This is a genomic window from Microbulbifer sp., from assembly GCF_036563125.1.
GTDB lineage: Bacteria > Pseudomonadota > Gammaproteobacteria > Pseudomonadales > Cellvibrionaceae > Microbulbifer.
The window spans coordinates 1-3,052 of record NZ_DATCMV010000001.1 but is presented as its reverse complement, the minus strand read 5'-3'; the positions used below and the strand labels follow the sequence as shown (position 1 = coordinate 3,052).

The window sequence follows — 3,052 nt, the reverse complement described above, 5'->3', positions numbered from 1 at the left end:
CATTTAGATCTAACAAGCTGGTTCATAGAGCGCTCGCCGCCATCAGGAGCTGATCTGGCCCTCCCCCACGGCAGGAATATCGTTTCAGTGCGCTCGCGGTCTAAGGGGCTTGCAGCAACCAATTTTGCTGCCGCCGCGCCGGATCATCAGATCACTTGGAGTAGCCCGCTGCTGGCGGTTAAAAAATACCCTGTACGGTGAGGTGCCGGGTAGTTTGATTTCGTGGAACTAAGGCTACACGCCCTGGCGGTACCAAACCGCTTTCAGCACCTATGCCTCGGCGCCAAAACAAAAAACCCCCGTACCTTTCGGTACGGGGGTTTTTAATTTGGTGGAGCTAAGCGGGATCGAACCGCTGACCTCAACACTGCCAGTGTTGCGCTCTCCCAGCTGAGCTATAGCCCCACAAGTGGGTTGCTTTCGCGTTACGTTTCCCTCGAAAGCGGGCGCATTTTAACAATGCTCAGATCTGTGTCAACAAGAAAAATAACTTTTTAATCAAATAGTTAGAGACTTGTTCGTCACCCCAGGGCAAACCGCCCTGTTTGCCAGATCTGGTGAGCCTTCGCCAACCCCGCCCTCCCGGATTACGCCGAGACGACGGGGGTGCGGAGCTGCGTTACAGGCTCGCGTATTCCTTCTCCCAGCGCTTCAGCACCTTCTTGCCGGCGCCGCCCAGTACGTCGATGGCCTGGCGCAGGCGGGCGCGGCTGAGGTCGGGGCCGAGGAGATCCATGGCGTCCATGACCGAGAAGGATGCAGTGGTTCCGCTAATGGCGATGAACAGCGGGGCGTTGAAGTCCTTGAGCTTGATCTCCATCTGGGTGGACAGCTCTTTCATGGCCGCAAAGATGTTGTCCTTGCTCCAGCTGCGCAGCGCTTCCAGGCGCCACAGGGCGAACTGCAGTACACGCTTCTGCTCTTCCAACTCCATCTTGCTGCCAATAGCAAAACTGGCCTCGCTCAGGTCGAGCTTGCCAGCGGCGAGGAAGCCCACCAATGGGGCGAAGTCGCCGAAGGTTTCCATACGGCCCTTGGCGTGGGGCAGGACCTTCATCAGGTTGTCGCGGTTAAGCAGCCAGTTCTGCAGGCGCTCGGCCAGCTGCGCGTCTTCCAGCTCGCGAATCCACAGGCCGTTCAGCCAGCTGAGCTTCTCCACGTCGAACACCGGACCACCGAGGGATACCCGCATGATGTCGAAGTGCTGGCGCATCTCATCCAGGGTGAACTTCTCGCTCTCATCCGGCATGGACCAGCCCATGCGGCCGAGATAGTTCAGCAGCGCTTCGGGCATAAAGCCTGCGCGCTGGTAATAGAGGATAGAGGTGGGGTTCTTGCGCTTGGACAGCTTGGTCTTGTCCGGGTTGCGCAGCAGCGGCAGGTGGCACAGCACCGGCATTTCCCAACCGAAGTATTCGTACAGCAGCTTGTGCTTGGGTGCAGAGTTGATCCACTCCTCACCGCGCAGTACGTGGGTGATTTCCATCAGGTGGTCGTCGACCACGTTGGCCAGGTGATAGGTGGGCATGCCATCGGACTTGAGCAGTACCTGGGCATCCACCTGGGCCCAGTCGATCTCGATGGTGCCGCGCAGCAGGTCATCGATCACACAGGTGCCGGACTCCGGCACATTCATACGCACCACGTAGGGTTCGCCGGCGGCCTTGCGCCTTTCCACCTCTTCCGCGGGCAGCGCGAGATCGCTGGGCTTCAGGGTGACACGGCCAGCTTCCTGCAACTGCGCGCGCAGGTGCTCCAGCTCTTCCGCAGTGCGGTAGCAATGGAACGCGTGGCCTTTGGCGACCAGCTCGTCGCAGTGCTTCTTATAGATGTCACCGCGCTCACTCTGGCGATAGGGGCCGTGCGGGCCGCCCACATCCGGGCCTTCCGCCCAGTCGAGCCCCAGCCAGCGCAGGCTGTCGAGGATCGCCTGTTCGGACTCCGGGGTGCTGCGTACCTGGTCGGTATCTTCGATCCGCAGAATGAACTGGCCACCCTGGGCCTGGGCGAAGCACTGGTTAAAGAGTGCGATATAGGCGGTACCTACGTGGGGATCGCCGGTGGGGGACGGTGCAATTCGGGTTCTTACGGTCATGGTTCGCCTGACATGGGTTGGTTTCGATCAATTGACTGATCTCGAGGCGCGGCATTATATCGCCGCGACCGGAGAGCGCCCAGTGGGCCGCAAAAGAGCAATTTGGCGCCAAACATACCTGTATAACCACCCCAAAAGGGCTAACCGGTCACTGAAACGAAACTTTTCACAAAAAGTCCGTGACTCAAATCACAAAAACCGTATCATCGCCGCAATGTCGAGCGATCTGGGGGAAAAAGCGCCAAATTGCTGCAGTCGACGCCAATAATCGATCATTAAACGATCGTCTTAGAACAAAAATACACTTTCAGGAGTTAGGGAAAAGCTATGAAAAATGCAGCTCGCGTTCTCGGTTGTGCAGTCGTTTTGGGTCTGGCTAGCGCAGGCACTACCGCTGCGGTCAACCCGCCGACGCCCGGACTGACGAATTCTGAAGGCTCTATCGATATCACGCTCGAAGTTACCCAAGGGATCCAGATCAAAGGCCTGGATGACATTGCATTGAGTCTTGATGGTGTCGCCGCCGGTACTGATCTCGTAGGTAGAGACACTTTTTGTGTTGGAGCCCGGGGCTTTTCCAACTACACAATTCAGTTTGACAGTGCCAATGCTGCGACTGGATTCCAGCTGACCTCTGCGGCCCAGAACCTGAATTACAACGTAGCCTTTTCCGACGTCACTGCCGATACTGAAACAGGCACAGATGTCACCAATGCCGATGGCACACTGGCTCAAAAGTACGCTCCAAAGGCGGGCTATGGCTGCGCTGACGAGACAGTGCACAACGCGCAAGTGATTGTCACCGTACCATCAACCGTTTGGGAAACTGCCACAGAAACCAGTTACACCGACACTCTTACTATTACCGTTTCCGGTGAGTAATTTTTAGGTCAGGTTACAAACTGGCTCAGTTTTCCAAGTTGAAATGAAGCGCTATATCGCGGTTGGCGTGTATTC

The 3,052-nt window shown here is 57.1% G+C and carries 3 protein-coding genes and 1 tRNA gene; 2 read left to right on the top strand and 2 right to left on the bottom strand.

The features are described from left to right. The coding region (locus VIL80_RS00020) for a hypothetical protein (RefSeq protein WP_332034117.1) at window positions 1-201 on the top strand (201 nt) is incomplete at its 5' end. 128 nt (window positions 202-329) lie between these two features. Here VIL80_RS00020 and VIL80_RS00015 read toward each other — a convergent pair. Together VIL80_RS00015 and gltX are read right to left on the bottom strand one after the other, a co-directional pair. Then, window positions 330-405, bottom strand: a tRNA-Ala gene (locus VIL80_RS00015). A 214-nt stretch (window positions 406-619) separates the two neighbouring features. Next, entirely contained in the window at window positions 620-2,095 is a 1,476-nt protein-coding gene (gltX, locus tag VIL80_RS00010; RefSeq protein ID WP_332034116.1) for a glutamate--tRNA ligase, read from the bottom strand. A gap of 327 nt (window positions 2,096-2,422) precedes the next feature. Here gltX and VIL80_RS00005 point away from each other — a divergent pair, with 327 nt between their 5' ends. Then, window positions 2,423-2,977, top strand: coding sequence for a hypothetical protein (locus VIL80_RS00005; protein ID WP_332034115.1), 555 nt, complete (start codon window positions 2,423-2,425; stop codon window positions 2,975-2,977). Window positions 2,978-3,052: the final 75 nt, after the last annotated feature.